Annotated in this window: 16 protein-coding genes and 1 pseudogene; 7 read left to right on the forward strand and 10 right to left on the reverse strand. The window is 37.2% G+C overall.

Going from position 1 to position 18,756, the window contains the following annotated elements; translation table 11 throughout:
* Nucleotides 1-91: 91 nt before the first annotated feature.
* The 8 genes and pseudogenes from sucD to ACO052_RS14685 all read right to left on the reverse strand — a co-directional run bounded on the left by sucD (nucleotide 92) and on the right by ACO052_RS14685 (nucleotide 7,560).
* Entirely contained in the window at nucleotides 92-964 is an 873-nt protein-coding gene (gene sucD / locus ACO052_RS14650; protein ID WP_422104529.1) for a succinate--CoA ligase subunit alpha, read from the reverse strand.
* An 84-nt stretch (nucleotides 965-1,048) separates the two neighbouring features.
* Nucleotides 1,049-1,453: a nuclear transport factor 2 family protein gene (locus ACO052_RS14655; RefSeq protein WP_422104530.1), complete on the reverse strand. Its 405-nt coding sequence runs from the start codon at nucleotides 1,451-1,453 to the stop codon at nucleotides 1,049-1,051.
* On the reverse strand, nucleotides 1,454-2,389 hold the full coding sequence (locus tag ACO052_RS14660; RefSeq protein WP_422104531.1) for a UDP-3-O-(3-hydroxymyristoyl)glucosamine N-acyltransferase: 936 nt from the start codon (nucleotides 2,387-2,389) through the stop codon (nucleotides 1,454-1,456).
* A 99-nt stretch (nucleotides 2,390-2,488) separates the two neighbouring features.
* On the reverse strand, nucleotides 2,489-3,055 hold the full coding sequence (gene efp / locus ACO052_RS14665; protein ID WP_422104532.1) for an elongation factor P: 567 nt from the start codon (nucleotides 3,053-3,055) through the stop codon (nucleotides 2,489-2,491).
* Between the two features lie 19 nt (nucleotides 3,056-3,074).
* The gene (gene lpxA / locus ACO052_RS14670) at nucleotides 3,075-3,860 is read right to left on the reverse strand and encodes an acyl-ACP--UDP-N-acetylglucosamine O-acyltransferase (RefSeq protein WP_422104533.1); all 786 of its coding nucleotides are present in this window, start codon (nucleotides 3,858-3,860) and stop codon (nucleotides 3,075-3,077) included.
* Nucleotides 3,861-5,267, reverse strand: a complete 1,407-nt coding sequence (locus ACO052_RS14675; RefSeq protein ID WP_422104534.1) for a bifunctional UDP-3-O-[3-hydroxymyristoyl] N-acetylglucosamine deacetylase/3-hydroxyacyl-ACP dehydratase — start codon at nucleotides 5,265-5,267, stop codon at nucleotides 3,861-3,863.
* Nucleotides 5,254-6,281 (reverse strand): annotated as a pseudogene (gene lpxD, locus ACO052_RS14680) (UDP-3-O-(3-hydroxymyristoyl)glucosamine N-acyltransferase). The gene ACO052_RS14675 and the pseudogene lpxD overlap by 14 nt, the downstream one beginning before the upstream one ends.
* Before the next feature lie 49 nt (nucleotides 6,282-6,330).
* A complete protein-coding gene (locus ACO052_RS14685) occupies nucleotides 6,331-7,560 on the reverse strand; it encodes an HD domain-containing protein (protein ID WP_422104535.1) in 1,230 nt (409 codons plus the stop codon).
* 33 nt (nucleotides 7,561-7,593) lie between these two features.
* On the opposite strand from ACO052_RS14685, the gene ACO052_RS14690 reads away from it, so the two are divergent.
* From ACO052_RS14690 to ACO052_RS14700, 3 genes are all read left to right on the forward strand, one after another.
* Nucleotides 7,594-9,147, forward strand: a complete 1,554-nt coding sequence (locus tag ACO052_RS14690) for a PglZ domain-containing protein (RefSeq protein ID WP_422104536.1) — start codon at nucleotides 7,594-7,596, stop codon at nucleotides 9,145-9,147.
* A 179-nt stretch (nucleotides 9,148-9,326) separates the two neighbouring features.
* A complete protein-coding gene (gene tsaE / locus ACO052_RS14695; protein WP_422104537.1) occupies nucleotides 9,327-9,791 on the forward strand; it encodes a tRNA (adenosine(37)-N6)-threonylcarbamoyltransferase complex ATPase subunit type 1 TsaE in 465 nt (154 codons plus the stop codon).
* Nucleotides 9,792-10,033: 242 nt separating this feature from the next.
* The gene (locus ACO052_RS14700; protein ID WP_422104538.1) at nucleotides 10,034-10,588 is read left to right on the forward strand and encodes a hypothetical protein; all 555 of its coding nucleotides are present in this window, start codon (nucleotides 10,034-10,036) and stop codon (nucleotides 10,586-10,588) included.
* 104 nt (nucleotides 10,589-10,692) lie between these two features.
* Here the strand turns inward: ACO052_RS14700 and ACO052_RS14705 are convergent, their stop codons facing one another.
* Complete coding sequence (locus ACO052_RS14705; RefSeq protein WP_422104539.1) at nucleotides 10,693-11,997, reverse strand: HlyD family secretion protein; 1,305 nt, start codon at nucleotides 11,995-11,997, stop codon at nucleotides 10,693-10,695.
* 9 nt (nucleotides 11,998-12,006) lie between these two features.
* Nucleotides 12,007-14,193, reverse strand: a complete 2,187-nt coding sequence (locus ACO052_RS14710) for a peptidase domain-containing ABC transporter (RefSeq protein WP_422104540.1) — start codon at nucleotides 14,191-14,193, stop codon at nucleotides 12,007-12,009.
* Between the two features lie 247 nt (nucleotides 14,194-14,440).
* Here ACO052_RS14710 and ACO052_RS14715 point away from each other — a divergent pair, with 247 nt between their 5' ends.
* The 4 genes from ACO052_RS14715 (at nucleotide 14,441) to ACO052_RS14730 (ending at nucleotide 18,673) form a co-directional block, all read left to right on the forward strand.
* Nucleotides 14,441-15,640: an alanine dehydrogenase gene (locus ACO052_RS14715; RefSeq protein ID WP_422104541.1), complete on the forward strand. Its 1,200-nt coding sequence runs from the start codon at nucleotides 14,441-14,443 to the stop codon at nucleotides 15,638-15,640.
* Between the two features lie 12 nt (nucleotides 15,641-15,652).
* Entirely contained in the window at nucleotides 15,653-16,030 is a 378-nt protein-coding gene (locus ACO052_RS14720) for a hypothetical protein (RefSeq protein WP_422104542.1), read from the forward strand.
* 82 nt (nucleotides 16,031-16,112) lie between these two features.
* Nucleotides 16,113-17,153, forward strand: a complete 1,041-nt coding sequence (locus tag ACO052_RS14725; protein WP_422104543.1) for an NAD-dependent epimerase — start codon at nucleotides 16,113-16,115, stop codon at nucleotides 17,151-17,153.
* Nucleotides 17,154-17,293: 140 nt separating this feature from the next.
* On the forward strand, nucleotides 17,294-18,673 hold the full coding sequence (locus ACO052_RS14730) for a nucleotide sugar dehydrogenase (RefSeq protein ID WP_422104544.1): 1,380 nt from the start codon (nucleotides 17,294-17,296) through the stop codon (nucleotides 18,671-18,673).
* Nucleotides 18,674-18,756: the final 83 nt, after the last annotated feature.

Raw genomic sequence — 18,756 nt, forward strand, 5'->3', positions numbered from 1 at the left:
AAGTTGCAAGAAAATAAAAAACCTCACAACATTTTGTAAGGTTTTTAACAGTAATTTGAAGAAATCTTAGAAACCTTTCTTCAATATAGAATTAGCCTAAAACTTCCGCAACTTTCTTGCCTATTTCGGCGGGAGAATCCACCACGTGAATACCACATGCGCTCATAATCTTCTTTTTCGCCTGCGCTGTATCATCACTACCACCTACAATGGCCCCGGCATGTCCCATAGTACGCCCTGCAGGAGCTGTTTCACCAGCAATGAATCCTACGATTGGTTTGTTGCTTCCGCTCTCTTTATACCAATGGGCAGCATCCGCTTCTAATTGTCCGCCAATTTCACCGATCATCACTACAGCTTCAGTTTCAGGATCGTTAATTAATAATTCAACAGCTTCTTTAGTGGTTGTGCCGATTATAGGGTCACCACCAATACCTATGGCCGTTGTAATACCCAAGCCTTGTTTTACCACTTGATCTGCAGCCTCATAAGTCAAAGTTCCTGATTTAGACACGATCCCTACTTTTCCTGATTTGAAAACGAAACCTGGCATAATACCCACCTTGGCCTCCCCTGGAGTAATAACTCCTGGACAATTAGGACCAACTAAACGGCAATCTCTATCTTTTATATAATCTGCCGCCTTAATCATATCGGCAACAGGTATGCCCTCCGTAATGGTAATAATCACTTTAATACCCGCATCAGCAGCTTCCATAATGGCATCAGCAGCAAACGCTGGTGGAACAAAAATGATGGTAGTATCTGCACCTACTTTTTCCACAGCTTCGGCAACAGTGTTAAAAACGGGTTTTTCGAGATGTGTTTGTCCTCCTTTGCCTGGGGTCACACCTCCGACAACATTAGTTCCATATTCGATCATCTGACCGGCGTGGAATGTACCTTCGCTTCCTGTAAAACCTTGAACAATAATTTTAGAATTCTTATTGACTAAAACGCTCATGTGATAGTATTGTTTTTAATTTTTATAAAATTTTAGTGCAAAAATAAGGGTTTTGAAACGTATATACGAGCCCTTTTTAATTATTTATTTTTTGGAGTAAGAGGCCATACTTTTGGCATCACTTTCATCAGCTTGCTGACTTATTTCGTAGCCCCTAAATAGCTTATTATCTTTAACTTCCCAAATAGTAGAAAAATGGCCTAAAACCATTTCGTTTCTTGAATCTTCTATGGTAGAACCATATAAGGTGTGTCTGGTAACAACACTGGCATTGGATGCTATGAGATGTGTAAATTCGAATCTGAGACTATCGAATGCTTTTCTGGTTTCAACGAAAAAGTCTTCGAGGGAATCATAATTCAACAATTTAAATCCTTGACTATTAGTCCAGTGTAATTCACAATCCTTGTGAAAGAACTTTGAAACGACATTGGAATCATTGGCTAAATCGGAAGCGTAGAATGATGTAACGAGTTCTAAGGGCGACATTTATAAGTCTTTTAATTTTTCGAGGATTTCAGGTATTTTTCTTATCGCTGCTATTTCTTTGTATTTAGACCTAAAATCATCAGCAGGGATACCAAAATAGTGCTTTCCGCCTTCCAAAGATTTACTAACGCCTGCTTTTGCAGATATGATTGTCTTGGCTCCAATGGTAATGCCACTAGTAATTCCGACCTGTCCCCAAATGGTAACTTCATCTTCTACAATGACACAACCCGCAATACCTACTTGCGATGCAATCAGACACTTTTTACCAATCACGGTATCATGACCTATTTGTACTTGGTTATCTATCTTGGTGCCTTCTTTTATCGTGGTATCTCCGGTAACGCCTTTGTCTATGGTACAAGCTGCTCCAATATCGACATAGTCTTCAATAATTACGCGCCCTCCAGAAAGTAATGGATCAAAACCTTCTGGTCGTTTTTTATAATAAAAAGCGCTACCGCCTAGAACCGTACCTGCGTGAATAGTGACATGATCACCAATAACGGCATCATCATAAATGCTAACATTAGAATGTATCACACAGTGTTTACCAATGGTGACATTATTACCAATAAAACAATTGGGTTGGATGATGGTACCTTCTCCAATTTTAGCATCCGCAGCGATTGATACATTAGAGGATTTAAAGGGCCGAAAATGCATCGTCAGCTTATTAAAATCTCTAAAAGGGTCATCTGAAATCAATAAGGCTTTTCCTTCCGGGCAATCGACATCTTTATTAATCAATACAATGGTAGCAGCGGACTGCAATGCCTTATCATAGTATTTTGGATGATCCACAAAAACAATATCACCAGGTTCTACGACATGAATTTCATTCATCCCAAGCACTGTAAAATCATCTGGTCCGACATAGGTCGTACCGATCAATTCCGCGATGTCCTTTAATGTATGTGGTTTTGGAAATTTCATAGATTCTTACCAAAGTTTATCTTGAGCCCTTCGACTACGCTCAGGGTAAACTGAAGTGGAAAGGCAGGAATAACAACTCCTGCTCAATTTACTTAAGTGTTACTCTTTGATTCTTTCTTTGTAGGTCCCTTTTTCAGTTTCAATTTTAATTTTATCCCCTTCGTTAATAAACAAAGGCACATTTACCGTAGCTCCTGTTTCTACAGTTGCTGGTTTGGTCGCATTAGTTGCGGTATTGCCCTTAACTCCTGGTTCGGTATGCGTTACTTCTAAAATAACACTTGCAGGCATATCAACTGACAATGGCATATTGTCTTCTGAGTTAATCTGAATGGTCACAATTTCACCCTCCTTCATTAAATCTGGTCGATCTAAAGCGCCTTCCGTCAATTGAATTTGTGTATAATCGGCCTCATTCATAAAATGATAATACTCACCATCATTATACAAATATTGAAACTTATGGGTCTCAACTCTAACATCGTCAATTTTATGCCCCGCAGAAAAGGTATTATCAATCACTTTTCCTGTCGTGACGCTCTTCAATTTTGTTCTTACAAAAGCAGGGCCTTTTCCAGGCTTCACATGAAGAAACTCAATGATTTTATATATATCGTGATTATATCTAATACACAGTCCGTTGCGTATATCTGATGTATTTGCCATTATATTCTATTATTTAGTATTAATTTGATTTGAAATAGCCTTTCATAATACCGCGATGCGAGTTCTTGATAAATTGAAGAATTTCATCGCGTTCTGGGGTGGCTTCCATTTCAGCTTCAATAATCTCTGAAGCTTGAGTATTATTGTAATTTTTCTGATAAAGAATTCTATAAATATCCTGTATCTCACGAATTTTATCGGTGGTAAATCCACGGCGTCTTAAGCCAACGGAATTAATACCCACATACGACAGCGGTTCGCGTGCTGCTTTAACGTAAGGCGGGACATCTTTACGCACTAGCGAACCTCCTGTAACAAAGGCGTGGTTGCCTACTGAACAAAACTGATGCACGGCTGTCATACCTGCTAAAACGACATAGTCCCCAACAGTAATATGCCCTGCTAGTGTACTATTGTTCGAAAAGATACAATTATCACCAACAATACAGTCGTGTGCTATATGGCAATAGGCCATGATGAGGCAGTTATTGCCAATAACGGTTTTCATCTTATCTGAAGTTCCACGGTTAATGGTTACACATTCTCTTATGGTAACGTTATCACCGATTTCTACTGTGGTTTCTTCATCGTTATATTTTAAGTCTTGGGGCACAGCAGAAATGACTGCTCCTGGAAAAATATTGCAGTTTTTACCAATTCGTGCACCTTCCATAATGGTGACGTTGCTCCCTATCCAAGTGCCTTCCCCGATTTTCACATTATTGTGAATAGTTGTAAAAGGCTCTATAACGACATTTTTAGCAATTTTTGCTCCGGGATGTACGTATGCTAAAGGTTGGTTCATTTACTTTACTTTTGAAATTTGTGCCATTAATTCTGCCTCTGCGCATAATTTCCCATTCGCATAAGCATAGCCTTGCATATGACAAATTCCTCTTCTTATCGGTGTAATCAATGTACATTTAAATATTAGGGTATCACCAGGCACAACTTTTTGCTTGAATTTTACATTATCGATCTTCATGAAAAAGGTCAAATAGTTTTCGGGATCTGGAACGGTACTTAATACTAAGATTCCGCCTGTTTGCGCCATGGCTTCTACGATTAAAACGCCAGGCATAACGGGTGCCCCTGGAAAATGCCCTCTAAAAAACTCTTCGTTCATAGTGACATTCTTCATCCCAATCACATAATTATCGGTCAACTCATAAACCTTATCCAAAAGTAAAAATGGCTGTCTATGCGGCAACATATTCATAATCTGGTTCACATCCATAAGTGGAGGCGCATTCAAATCGATCTGTGGGACGTTATTTCGTCTTTCGTTCTTTATGATCTTAGACATTTTCTTTGCAAACTGCGTGTTTACAAAATGCCCAGGCTTATTGGCAATAACCTTACCTCTAATTCGGGTACCTATTAAGGCTAAATCACCTACGACATCCAATAATTTATGACGCGCAGCCTCATTGGGATGATGTAAGGTTAAATTGTCCAGAATACCATTTGGTTTTACAGCTATATCATCCTTTTTAAAGGCTTTTCTCAATCTGTCCATGGTCTCAGGGGACAATTCTTTATCCACATAAACAATCGCATTATTGAGATCTCCTCCTTTGATCAGTCCATGCTCGAGAAGCATTTCAATTTCATGTAAGAAGCTAAAGGTTCTTGCATCGGCAATCTCGGTTTTGAATTCCGAAACCGCATTCATGGTAGCATTTTGGGTACCGAGAACTTTAGTCCCAAAGTCGACCATAGTCGTAATTTTATAGGATTCAGACGGCATCAAAATAATCTCGCTACCCGTATTTTCATCGGCATAAGACACTACTTCTTTAACTACATACTCTTCCCTAAAGGCGTTCTGGTCTACAATCCCGGCTTTTTCAAGCGCTTCAACAAAAAACTTTGAAGACCCATCCATAATTGGGGGCTCCGATGCATTGAGTTCTATAATCGCATTATCAATATCTAGACCAACCAAGGCCGCCAATACATGCTCGCAGGTTTGAATCGTGACACCATTTTTCTCTAGGCAAGTACCTCTTTGCGTGTTAGTGACATAATTAGAATCCGCTTCAATTTTAGGATGTCCTTCTAAATCAACCCGTTCAAACAAAAATCCTGAATTTTCGGCACCTGGTTTAAATACCAAGGTTACATTAGCACCAGTATGGAGTCCTACGCCAGTTAGCGTCACCTCTTTTTCAATGGTCTTTTGTTTTATTTCCGTTTTAATTATTGCCATCTACTTTTTTTTCAATTTCACTAATATTTTTCATGATCTTAGGCAGGTTTTTAAAGTACACATAGGATTTGTTATAATCGCCATATGCCAAAGCTGGTGACCTTGTAACACCTCATTATCTTTTACATGTCTGCCTATACCAGATTGTGCTTGTATCTTTACGTTGTTGCCTATAGTGATATGTCCAACGATACCGACTTGCCCACCTATTTGGCAATTCTCACCTATTTTGGTAGAACCTGCAATACCTGCTTGCGCCGCAATAACCGTATTCTTCCCAATCTCCACATTATGGGCAATCTGTATCTGATTGTCCAGCTTAACACCTCGTCGTATAATGGTTGAGCCCAGTGTTGCCCTATCGATAGTAGTGCCAGCTCCAATGTCTACAAAATCCTCTATAATCACATTTCCTATTTGAGGCACTTTGGAATATTCGCCGTTTTCATTTGGCTTAAAACCAAAACCATCAGCACCAATGATAGCACCAGAATTGATGACACAATTAGTTCCGACCACACAATCTGAATAAATTTTTCCACCTGAAAACACGATGGTATTGTCGCCAATAACTACATTATCACCAATATAGGAGTTGGGGAAAATCTTTACATTATGACCTATACTCACATTATCACCCACATAAGTGAAAGCTCCTATATATATATTGTCACCGATTTTGGCTGAATCGGATACAAAACTAGGCTGTTCTATACCTGATTTATTAAGCTTAATCTGGTTGTAATATTCTAATAATTTTGTGAATGCACCATAAGCGTCATCTACCTTTATCAAGGTGGTCTCTAAAGTTTCTTCGGGCTCAAAATCCGTATTGACGATAGTTATTGAAGCCTTAGTTGTATATATATAAGGTTTGTATTTAGGATTCGCCAAAAAAGTCAACGACCCTTCTGTACCTTCTTCAATTTTTGCAAGTTTTGAAACTTGTGCATTTGGATCACCAACGACTGTACCTTCTAAAATACCCGCGATTTGTTCTGCTGTAAATTCCAATTAATTGATTTTAAAAAATGTTGGTTTCCGCAAAAATAGAAAAAATGTATTACATTTTCTTTTTGGGATAGCACATATAATACTTCGTTACCGGTTTGCTCAAGGCTTTAAGGTTTAATTGATCCGAAGCCTTTACGATATCCTTTATTTTGCCCGATTTTAATAGAATATTGATATGTTGTTTTTTATGTTGATACGCCACATTGGTGATTTCGCCATTGAAGACAAAATAATCCGCCTCTTCTTTTGAAATCGAATAGTTTTCCATAAGTGCATTGGTATGGGCAATCAAGTCTGACGTCTTAATGGGTTTATTCTTTATTTTAATTCTAAGCAAATCTCTATTAATGATCATTTCACAGAGGTTGCTCAATACAAAATCCTCATGGTATTGCCATTCTTTCATCGCAGCCACGATATCATAATCATCGAGTTTTGCGAAAATCAAAAGGGTCTCCGACCCAAAACTTTTAGGACTAACCTCTGAACTCAAAAAATATGACAGGGCTTCACTGCATTGTAGTTTTAATCCCTGTTGTACAAGGGCTTTAGCTCTCTTGAGTATTCTCGTCAATAGCTGCTCGGCTACAACACCAGTTTTATGTAAATAAACCTGCCAGTACATAAAACGTCTTGCTACCAAAAATTTCTCAACGCTGTAGATTCCTTTTTCTTCAACAACCAGTTGATCATCCACCACATTAAGCATTGTGATTAAACGTTCACTGTTTATATTGCCCTCAGCCACTCCCGTATAAAAGCTATCCCGCTTTAGATAGTCTGCTCGATCCATGTCTAGTTGACTAGAAATAAGCTGACACATAAATTTTCGCGGGTATTCGCCTTTAAAAATCGAAATAGCCAACGTTAAACTTCCGTTAAACTCCTCATTGAGCACTTCCATAAAACGAAGGGAAATGTCTTCGTGCGACACGTCATTGACCAAGCTATGTTCCATCGCATGAGAAAAAGGACCATGACCAATATCGTGCAATAAAATCGCTATGAGCAGTCCGTTTTCTTCTTCTTCAGAAATGCTAATAGCCTTAAAACGAAGCACATTGATCGCTTTTTGCATTAAATGCATACTACCCAAAGCATGATGAAAACGCGTGTGATGTGCCCCTGGGTAGACCAAATACGACAAGCCCATTTGACTTATACGACGCAGTCGCTGAAAATATTTATGCTGAATAAGATCGAAAATTAACGAATTGGGAATCGTAATAAATCCGTAAATTGGATCGTTAAATATTTTAAGTTTATTGCTCGACTTCAATTAGAAAATTCATTAATTAGAAAACAAATATACATGAACAACATAAATATTCTCTGGGTAGATGACGAAATTGATTTATTAAAGCCCCATATCCTTTTTTTAAAACAAAAGCAATATGAGGTCACAACCTGCCAAAGCGGTACTGAAGCCTTGGAGATTATTAATGATACCAATTTTGATATCGTTTTCTTAGATGAGAATATGCCCGGTCTCACTGGCTTGGAAACCCTTAACGAAATTAAGGAGCGCCGTGCCAATCTTCCTATTGTTATGATTACCAAAAGTGAAGAGGAATATATTATGGAAGAAGCCATCGGGAGCAAAATTGCCGATTACCTTATTAAACCTGTCAACCCCAATCAAATTCTATTAAGCTTAAAAAAAAATTTAGACCATTCTCGTTTGATATCAGAGAAGACAACCTCTAACTACCAACAAGAGTTTAGAAAAATTGCTATGGACTTGTCTATGGTGAATTCTTATGAAGAATGGATAGACCTCTATCAAAAATTAATTTATTGGGAGCTACAACTAGAAGATATTGAAGATGTGGGTATGACTGATATCCTAGAATCCCAGAAAACAGAGGCCAATTTACAATTCGGAAAATTTATTGAGAAAAACTATGAGGATTGGTTTCAGCCCAATGCCGATGCCCCTGTAATGTCGCATACTTTATTTAAAGATAAGGTGGTGCCCGAACTTAGTGACAAGCAACCCACGCTTATGGTGGTTATTGATAATCTGCGCTACGACCAATGGAGAGCTTTTGAACCCATTGTAAACAATTACTATAAAAAGGCATCTGAGCTATCCTTTTTTAGTATTCTACCCACTGCTACCCAATATGCGCGAAATGCCATTTTTTCTGGTTTAATGCCTGCTGATATGGAAAAGCTATATCCTCAATATTGGAAAAACGATATTGATGAAGGCGGTAAAAATTTACATGAGGATGATTTTCTAAGGGAACAGATGAAGCGATTGGGCCTTAATCATATTAAATACGAATATCATAAGATAACGAATTTAAAGTCGGGCAAAAAGTTGGTTGAAAACTTTAGAACACTGAAGGACAATGATCTCACTGTTGTCGTCTATAATTTTGTGGATATGCTCTCTCACGCCAAAACCGAAATGGAGGTGGTTAAAGAATTAGCTTCAAATGACAAAGCCTATCGGTCTTTAACGCAGAGTTGGTTTAAAAACTCACCCTTGCTCGAAATGATTCAACGCTCGCAACAGCTTGGATTTAAATTGATTTTAACTACGGATCATGGGACAATAAATGTGAAAGCGCCAACCAAGGTCATTGGTGATCGAGACACCAGCCTTAATTTGCGATACAAAACCGGTCGTAGTCTCACCTATCAAGATAAGGATGTGATAGCGGTGAAGAACCCTAAATCGATTCACCTACCAGCCCTGACCATGAGTAGTTCCTTTATTTTTGCAAAAGGGGACTTATTTTTAGCATATCCAAATAACTTTAACCACTATGTGAGCTATTACAGAAATACCTATCAACATGGCGGTGTGTCTTTAGAGGAAATGATCATTCCTTTTGTGGTTTTAGATCCGAAATGACAGTAAGTTAATAAGCTGTCACACTGAGCTTGTCGAAGTGTAGCTTCAGGGTAACAAACGTTTCATTTTCAAGAACAGAAACATCTTTTAAAAGCATAAAAATCCGATGAAATGCACTTTTTTCTAGGTTTTTCCATTTTTTATTCCTAATATTGTAACCCATTTTACAATAGGTAAGCGTGAACATTATAGAGTTTACATACGATTTAAAGACTATTGATGCCATAGCAGCAACAGTTTTGGAGCATTTAGATTCTAAGGTTCTCTTATTTAGAGGCCATATGGGAGCTGGTAAGACCACCTTTATCAATGCTTTGTTAAAGGCCATGAATAGTGAGGATATGGCTACTAGCCCTACCTTTTCTATTGTAAACGAATATCAAATACCAAACGATAAGGTCTATCATTTTGACTTTTATCGCATAGACTCTTTAGATGAGGCCTATAATTTTGGTGTGGAAGACTACTTTAACAGCGAGCATTGGTTATTTATAGAATGGCCAGACCGCGTTGAAGCTTTGCTTCCAGAAGATGCACAATCCATTACCATTACGAGTATGGATGATACGATTAGATCCCTCAAATTGACTATAGATAACAAACTTTTAACCGAACATAACGCTATGACAGAACCGAAATTTTAAACAAAATTTCATTGACATTCCAACGACAGAGTACCAGAGTTACGGAAAAACCGTAACGGCAAACTCAAAATTTCTCGGATTTTAACATCGATTGATTTCTACAAGCTGTGCATGCACAATATCTTTGTAGTAATTAATTAATTAAATCCCTTAAATTATGAAAGCTAAAAAATTAGTACTAGCCATCGCCATCTTCGGCGGAATGTTATTCACTGTTCAAGCCACTAACATTATTGACTTAGATGGACAAACAACAACTCAAGTTAAAAAAGATAAGCTTAAAAGGCCTTGCCACGGATAAGAGCCATTATAATCGTAAAATTATTTTAGGGAGTATCATTGCGACTATCATTGCAGGTACTCCTTTTGTATTTTATCTCCATGAGTATGTCCCTGATACCAAAGAGTGGGAAACAATATTTGGAAGTTATAACAGTCAATTTTATGAGAGTGCCAATGTGGCTATGTGGGTTTTGTCTATGAAGATAATTCCTTTACTTCTTACTTTGATATGGTTTTTTACTTGTAGACATTGGTGGTATCACGCCTTATTAGTGCCAATTATTATGTTCTCCTTCCAAATTGTAAGTGCAATCAATGCTGACACCAACCCTCTTGATGAATTACATATTCTTTATTTGCTTCCTATAATGGCAATAGTATTTCCATCAATCTATTTAATTAGAGCCAAAATGTTTAATAAAATTAATGATCATGACAAAACCATGGAAGAATTAGAAGAAGAGTTTATGATCAAGCCTAAAACCTTTTGGGGTGTTATAAAGCAGTATTTTTAAACTATAACAACATAAGATAAAAAAAGGGGTTCATATTACATATGTACCCTTTTTCATTTCTAATACCCTGAGCTTTATAATTAGCAGTTTGTTACAAACTACAATTAACGATCCAATACACTCTTAAACTGATAGAAAAAACGTTCGATCAATCTGAGATCTTCGGTAATTATTTCTGCGGCTCCGCGCATCTCCTGCTTAAACTCGATGGTCTTATTATAGGAGGTCATCATGTTGTTAGGCAAACTAACATCCACAATATAAAAACCGTCACTATTAGGTACTATAGAAATATGTTCTATTATACCATTAAGTACTCCAAATTCAGTCTCAGGGTAATTCTCCAATTTTATATTGACCTTTTGGCCTTTTTTAATTTTACCAGAATTTTGGGATGGTGTTGTGAGTTTTCCAATAAACGATGAGTTCTTTGTTGGGATCACAATAAAGATCAAATCCCCTTGATTGACCGCTTGATTAACCGCCCAATAGTTTAAAAAGGACACCTTACCCTCTATATTAGATTTTAATACAAACCGATTTTCCCAATCCTTAATGGCATTTTTTAACTGGTTGAAGGATTGAAAAACGTTTCTTAATAGTACCTTCTCTTCCTTTACACGGTTAATCTCAATATCTCTAGAATTCCTGTAAGTATTGTTAATCGTTTCTTTTAATTGGGAAATTGAATTTTCAAAATTCTTATAGTTACGCTCAAATTGGGCATACTCAATCTCCTTGTTTTCGTATTCTTGGGCAGAGATAACCCCTTTATTAAATAGTGCTTTTTGCCTGTTTAAATCCGCTAATTTATAATTGAGCTCGTTTTTGTTGATGTCCCTTTGCGCTATTAGACTAGTCAAGCGATTATTGAGTTCGGTGATCGAATACTTAGTAGCTAAAGCTTGATTCGTAAATGGTTCTAATTGCTTATTTAAAACATACTGAATGTAATTATTTTCAAACAACGCATACTGCGATTCAATATCACCTAAAAATAGTAGCTCCAAACTGTCTATTGGAAAACTAAAGGTTTTTCTATTAAATGTAATCGTATCGATGACGGACTTAAGCTTAAAGACGTCTTCGTAGTTAGCAGTATTCTCCAAAATGGCTAAAGGACTATTAGCCGAAACAAGGTCATTGTTGTTCACAAATATCTCCTGAATTTTTCCACTAATTTTTGCATATTCTTTATGTGGTGGGGTGTTCGTCGTTATTAAAGCTTCCGAGATGATAATATCTGGATACTTTACAAACCAAGATACCGCTAGGACCATGATTATTAAGGCTAAAAAAACAAGATTCCCCCAACGAATCATCCAATGTGGAGGATCCGACAGTATCTCCTGTACTTCTTCGCTCCTTAACGTAATCTCCTCGATATGATCATTTTTAACTTCTGGCATAATTCATCCTTATTTTCCGAGTTCCAATTGATTCTTAACAAGACCGTAGTAACTCCCTTTTAATGTAATCAAGGATTTATGATCACCTATTTCAACAATGTTTCCTTGATCTAAAACAACGATTTGATGTGCATTTTTTACAGTGCTTAAGCGATGTGCAATAACCACTACCGTTTTATTCGTAAAGAATGTATCTAATTGATCCATGATTACTTTTTCGTTATTGGCATCCAAAGCCGAGGTGGCCTCGTCAAAAAACAAGAAATCTGGATCCTTGTAAACGGCCCTAGCAATCAATAAGCGTTGTTTTTGACCTGTGCTAATCCCAGAGCCCTCCATACCTATTTTAGTATTGTAAGACAATGGTAAGGCTTCAATAAATTCTTTAATATTGGCGACCTCTACGGCATGTGCTAATTTCTTTTTGTCCACAAAATCCTCACCTACCGCAATATTATTGGCTATGGTATCATTAAAGATGTAGCCCTCTTGCATCACCACACCAAACTTATCCCGCCAAGCTTTTTGAGAGATATTATTGAAATTATAATTGGCCAAGCTAATGTCACCTTTGTTGGGACTGTAGAACTTTAGAAGCAACTTCATTAAGGTCGTTTTACCACTGCCACTTACTCCAACTATAGCCGTGATCTTATTCGCTGGAATCTTTAGATTTAAATCTTTCAATACCATTTGGTCCGAACCGATATATCTAAATGAGACATTTGACAACTCAATATCGGCATCGGTCGGGATATCAAAAATCTTATCTTCATCCTTCTGCTCTTCATCATCTTTATTATGGATTTCGGATAGTCGCTCCAAGGAAATTTTGGCGTCCTGCACTTCTCTAATAAAATTAATAAGTTGTGAAATTGGGGAATTCAATTGACCCACAATATAACTAACGGCCAACATCATACCCAAGGTAATATCTCCATCGATGACCAGCTTTGCAGATAAGATGGTGATAAAGATATTCTTAACCTCGTTGATAAAGCTAGATCCTACACTTTGGTATTGTTCTAGGGCCAGACCTTCAATGGCCACTTTAAATAAGCGTACCTGGGAGAACTCCCAACCCCAACGCTTTTGCTTTTCGGCATTGTGCAACTTAATTTCTTGCATGCCATTGATGAGCTCAATTACTTTACTTTGCTCTTGACTTATTTGTGAAAACCGCTTGTAGTCAATATCCTTTCGTTTTTTAAGAAAAATGATGATCCACAAAAAGTACAAAAAACTACCTATAACGAACACTCCTAAAAGAAGAAAATTATAATAGGCCAATACTAAACTAAACACCACAAGATTGACCATGGAAAAGAGAACGCTGAGCGAGGAAGTCGTCAATATACGCTCAATTCTTTGATGGTCGTTGATACGTTGCAAAATATCACCTGTCATACGAGTATCAAAAAAGGCAATGGGTAGATTCATGAGTTTAATAAAGAAATCTGACACCAACGAAATATTAATTCTTGTACTTAAGTGCAGTAATATCCAACTTCTTATGACCTCTATAGACGTTCGTCCTATAAATAATGCCAATTGCGCAAAGAGTATCAAATACACAAAATTGATGTCTTGGTTTTTAATACCGACGTCTACAACACTCTGTGTCAAAAAAGGAAAAATAAGCTGTAACAAACTTCCGGCAAGCAGACCTATGGCTAACTGCCAAATAAAAGCTTTGTACTTAAAGATATATTTAAACAAAAAGGAAAAGCCAAAATCCTTTTGTTCCTTCTCAAAATCGGATTTGTAAAATTTGGCGGTGGGTTCTAGCATTAATGCTATCCCTTCTTGTGTATTGGCATTAGCATTTTTACCAATCCAAGATTCCAAAAACTCCTTTTGGTTATAGGTGATTAAACCATGTGCCGGATCCGAAACAAAAAAGGTGTCTTTCTTTATTTTATATAGTACCACAAAATGGTCATTATTCCAATGCAAAATGCACGGTAAGGGGGCTTCTCTAAGCCCTTCTAAATCGACTTTAATTCCTAGACTTCTAAAGCCAATTTTTTCTGCGGCATCACTAAGACCAAGCAGACTACTCCCCTGCCTTGTGGTCTCGCTTATGTTTCTGAGCGTTTGTATGGAAAGTGTTCGTTTATAGTACTTTGCAATGATTTTTAGGCAAGTCGGCCCACAATCTTTATAATCTGCTTGTTTGTAAAATGGAAACTTCATATGGTACTGTAAATATAACGTAAAAGTGACTTGCAAACCATTTTTTTGAGCCATCAATGCCAACTCTTTTTCGTTATGTTTCGAATAAGCTATGAGCTGATTAAAAAAATAGAAAAAAATCAGCCTTAATTTAAGCAAATTCTTACATAAACATAAGGTTTTTATTCGTAATTTAACATTGAGATAATGTGAGTTTAAATAGCCCTATTTTATTATCTTGCATTTAATATGTCAACCCACTAACTTAATGAGCAAATCTTTATCACCATTTACCAAAGCCCAATTATTACCGCAAGAAGAAACTTTGGAGATCCTTAAGCAAAAAGGAGAGCTTTTTATTGGTATTCCTAAGGAAACCCACTTTCAGGAAAAACGGGTCTGCTTAACACCCGATGCGGTCTCTGCGCTTACGGCTAATGGTCATCGCGTTTTACTAGAGTCTGGTGCTGGTGAAGGAGCCAATTTTAAGGATAATGATTATAGCGAAGCCGGTGCCGAAGTTACGAAAGACTCAGCCAAGGTCTACTCCTGCCCTATTATTCTTAAGGTCGAACCACCATCTTTAGATGAGATATCACTTATTAATCCACAGACGATATTAATTTCTGCGCTTCAGATTAAAACCCAGAGTAAGTCTTATTTTGAAGCCTTAGCAAAAAAACGAGTTACGGCTTTAGCCTTCGAATATATCAAAGATGAAGATGGCGCATATCCTGCGGTTCGGTCGCTTAGTGAAATTGCGGGTACGGCATCCATTTTAATTGCTTCAGAGCTCCTTTCTAATGTTAATGGTGGTAATGGACTAATGATGGGAAATATCAACGGTGTGCCACCAACTGAAGTACTTATTTTAGGCGCAGGGACCGTAGGTGAGTTCGCAGCACGCTCGGCAATTGGCCTTGGTGCAAACGTTAAAATATTCGATAGCTCTATTACCAAATTGAGATGTATCCAGAATAATCTAGGACGTACCATATACACCTCAACAATGCAACCTAAAAACTTATTGAAGGCTCTAAAACGTTGTGATGTCGCTATTGGCGCCGTACGAGGCACCAACCGCTCGCCTATAGTTGTTACAGAAACTATGGTAGAGCATATGAAAGTTGGCTCGGTTGTTATCGATGTCAGTATAGATATGGGCGGCTGCTTTGAAACGAGTGAAGTAACAACTCATGATCATCCCACTTTCGATTATAAAGGCGTGACACATTATTGTGTCCCTAATATTCCTGCAAGATACTCTAGAAGTGCTTCTGTATCGATTAGCAACATCTTTACACCTTATCTGCTAGAAATTGGAGAACACGGTGGGTTAGAAAATGCGCTGCGATTTGATAGAGGATTGAAAAATGGGTTGTATTTTTACCACGGTATTCTAACCAACAAATCCGTTGCCGAATGGTTTGGGTTAGATTATAATGATGCCAACTTACTGATATTTTAATTCGATTAAACGATGAAGTTTACCCAACGCTTGGCTTATTACCTTAGTGGTTTTGCCATCGGTCTTGTTATTCTAATGTTTTTTTTAAACGGCAAAGACGCCTCATGCGATTATGGACCAAATGCCAGAACCGTTAAGAATATTAGCTCCAAGCCTATTGCTTATTCGGACGATGCCAGAGATTTCGTTGCTAACAATGCGATGGACTCATTGACCATCGTTAACTTGATTAAGTATGGTAGGGTTGATTTTACGAGAAGCAATACGACATTAGATTCTTGTAAAATATATCATATCGACAATAGTTACAAACAACGCGATATGGAACTTACTGTCGAAAATTGCGATTCAATAGCTAAAATATTAGATATGAGTTATGTTAACGAATAAAATCACAATTTCATAGTATAAATATCTATTGTCAATATTTAAATTTTAATCTTTGATTTCTAAACTTAAATCTACTTTATAAATGAAAATACTTGTAACCGGTGCAGCAGGCTTTATTGGCTTTTTCACGTCCAGAGTACTACTCGAAAAAGGACATGACGTTGTGGGGCTAGACAACATCAATGATTATTATGATGTAAATCTTAAATTTTCAAGACTGAAAGAATTAGGAATTGACAGAAATGATGCTGAAAATTTCAATGCGATGTGTAAAAGTACTAAGGGTAATTTCTCTTTTGTTAGAATGCATCTTGAAGATCGTGAAGCACTACCCCAACTTTTTGAAGCGGAGCAATTTGATGTGGTTTGTAATTTAGCCGCTCAAGCCGGAGTGCGATACAGTCTTGAAAATCCAGAAACGTATATCGATTCTAACTTAGTAGGGTTTTTAAATATTCTCGAATGTTGTAGACATAACTCTATTAAGCATTTGGTTTATGCCAGTAGTTCTAGTGTATATGGTTTAAATAAAAAAATACCTTTTTCTACAGCTGATAACGTAGACCATCCTATAAGTCTTTATGCAGCTACAAAAAAGAGTAATGAGCTAATGGCCCATACTTATAGTCATCTATTTACTATTCCTACCACCGGATTACGGTTCTTTACCGTCTATGGTCCTTGGGGTAGACCAGATATGGCCATGTTCTTGTTTACGGATGCCATAGTAAATGATAGGCCAATCAAAGTCTTTAACCACGGTAAAATGGAGCGCGATTTTACCTATATCGATGATATTGTTGAAGGCGTTGTTAGGATTATAGAAAAGCCTGTAAATGACAGAAGTGAAAGTAAAGAGCTCTACAAAGTCTATAATATAGGTAATAACAACTCTGTGAAACTTTTGGATTTTATTAAGGAGATAGAAATTAATTTAGATAAAACTGCTGACAAAAATATGATGCCTATTCAACCTGGTGATGTAGAACGTACCTGGGCAGATGTAGATCAGCTTATTACCGACTATGATTATAGCCCCAATACATCTATTAAAAAAGGGGTGAAATCATTTGTAAAATGGTACAAAGATTATTACAAGGAAAGTATAGAATTACAACGATAGATTTTGCTAATCTCTAAACTAAAGTGAGGTTTATCGTTAAAACAGGTCGTTGATATAATAATTTAGAAGAAACCAAATAGTTCTTACAAATTTGTGTCCTTTAATAAGGATTAAAACCCAAGTCAAATAAACTTAAAACTATGAAGATAAATAAGATATGTTGCATTGGTGCTGGTTATGTTGGTGGTCCAACAATGGCAGTCATCGCAAAGAAAAATCCTAATATTGAAGTTACTATCGTCGATATCAATGCTGAGCGTATTGCTGCTTGGAATGATGAAGACGTTTCTAAACTACCAATCTACGAGCCCGGTCTGGCCGAAATCGTGGCCGAAACCAGAGGTAAAAACCTTTTCTTTTCCACTGAAATAGACGAAGCGATTAAAGCGTCCGAAATGATTTTTATTTCGGTAAACACGCCTACCAAAACCTATGGTAAAGGTAAAGGCATGGCTGCAGACCTTAAGTATGTAGAATTGTGTGCAAGAAATATTGCGGAAGTGGCTACAACAGATAAAATCGTAGTAGAAAAATCTACATTACCTGTAAGAACGGCTCAAGCCATTAAAAGTATTCTTCACAATACTGGTAATGGTGTAAACTACAGCATATTATCTAATCCTGAGTTTTTAGCAGAAGGTACAGCCATTCAAGATCTATTACACCCCGACCGTGTATTAATCGGTGGTGAATCAGAAGAGGCCATCGAAAGCTTAGCTAATATTTATGGGAGTTGGGTACCGCAAGACCGAATATTAAGAACAAATGTCTGGTCTTCTGAGTTATCAAAATTGACTGCAAATGCATTTTTAGCTCAGCGTATTTCTTCTATAAACGCCATCTCAGAATTATGCGAAAAAACTGAGGCTAATGTTACTGAAGTTGCTAGAGCCATAGGTATGGATTCAAGAATTGGCCCTAAGTTCCTAAATGCGTCCATCGGCTTTGGTGGATCTTGTTTTCAAAAAGATATTTTGAATTTAGTTTATATCGCGAGAAGTTACGGTCTTAATGCTGTTGCTGATTACTGGGAGCAGGTCATCATTCTCAATGATCACCAGAAAAGAAGATTCTCCGACAATCTAATTAGCACATTATACAATACGGTATCTGGTAAGAAAATTGCAATGTTGGGTTGGGCATTTAAGAAAGATACAAATGATACTCGCGAGTCCGCTGCCATATATGTAGCAGACCACTTGCTAAGTGAACAAGCTCATATTGCAGTATATGATCCAAAAGTATCAGAATCGAGAATTCAAGCCGATTTAAATTATCTCAATACTCGAACTGAGGATGAAAATAAAGCTTTAGTTACCGCCTATACCGACCCATACGAAGCGGTTAAGGATGCACATGCCGTTGCCATTATGACGGAATGGGATGAGTTTAAAACTTATGACTGGGAAAAGATATTTGCCAGAATGAAAAAACCAGCATTTATTTTCGATGGAAGAAATATTCTAGATAAATCAGAAATGAATAAAATTGGTTTTGAATATTCTTCTATAGGAAAATAATCAGCCTTATATATAGGTTAAAAAAACGGCACTAAAGCTTATCTATTAAGACTTTTAGTGCCGTTTTCAACTACTATAAAATC

The sequence above is a fragment of the Winogradskyella sp. genome (assembly GCF_965228925.1).
In the GTDB taxonomy this organism is placed as follows: domain Bacteria; phylum Bacteroidota; class Bacteroidia; order Flavobacteriales; family Flavobacteriaceae; genus Winogradskyella.